Annotated in this window: 1 protein-coding gene; it reads left to right on the top strand. The window is 66.9% G+C overall.

The annotated features are described in order from the left end of the window. The coding region (locus ACIPQ1_RS28730; RefSeq protein ID WP_446535149.1) for an amino acid adenylation domain-containing protein at window positions 1-1,192 on the top strand (1,192 nt) is incomplete at both ends.

The following is a 1,192-nucleotide window of genomic DNA, read 5'->3' on the forward strand; positions in this document are numbered from 1 at the left end:
AACGCGAACTGAGTTACCGGGCACTCAATCGCCGCGCCAACCGCATCGCCCGTGAACTGCTCGCCCAAGGCGTGCGTCCCGATGACCGCGTGGCGATCCTGGCCCGGCGCGGAGTGGAAATGGTCTGCGCGGTGCTCGCCGTGCTCAAGGCCGGTGCCGCCTACGTGCCGCTGGATCCAGCCTACCCCAGCGAACGCCTCGGCTACCTGCTGGCCGACAGCACCCCGGTCGCCTTGCTGGCCCAGCCTGACTGCCTCGACGTGTTGCCCGAACACGCCGTGCCGGTGGTCAACCTCAAGGATTACGTCGCCGAAGACGACCTGGCGGACGAGTCCCTGGACTACAACCTCGAGGCCGGCGCCCTGGGCCTGACGCCACGGCACCTGGCCTACGTCATCTACACCTCGGGGTCCACCGGGCTGCCCAAGGGCGTGCTGGTGGAACACGGCAATGTCGCCCGGCTGTTCGACGCCACCGCCGGGTTGTTCGACTTCGACCACAACGACGTATGGACGCTGTTCCACTCGTTTGCCTTTGACTTCTCGGTCTGGGAAATCTGGGGCGCGCTGAGCTACGGCGGCAAGCTGGTGATCGTCCCGAGCGACGTCGCCCGCTCGCCCGATGACTTCTATGCGCTGGTCTGCCAGCAGCACGTCACGATCCTGAACCAGACGCCGAGCGCCTTCCGCCAGTTCATTGAAGCCCGCGGGCGCAGCGACCAGGAACACGCCCTGCGCGAAGTGATCTTCGGCGGCGAGGCCCTGGACTTCCGCAGCCTGCGCCCCTGGACCGCACGCACGGCGCTGTCGCGCACCCGTCTGGTGAACATGTACGGCATCACCGAAATCACCGTGCACGCCACTTACTACCCGATCGGCCAGCTGGAAATCGACAGCGGCGCGCCCAGCCTGATCGGCCCGCCACTGCCCGACCTGTGCCTGCGCATTCTCGACGAGTACCAGCAACCGGTGCCGGTGGGCGTCAATGGCGAAATCTACATCGGCGGCGCGGGCGTGGCCCGGCATTACCTGAACCGCGAGGCGCTCAATGCCGAACGGTTCATCAGCGACCCCTACGCCTTTGAGTCCGGCGCAAGGTTGTACCGCACCGGCGACATCGCTCGCTACCGCGCCGATGGCGGCGTGGTCTACGTCGGGCGCAACGACTCGCAGATCAAGATCCGCGGCTTCCG

The sequence above is a fragment of the Pseudomonas sp. LARHCG127 genome (assembly GCF_052871455.1).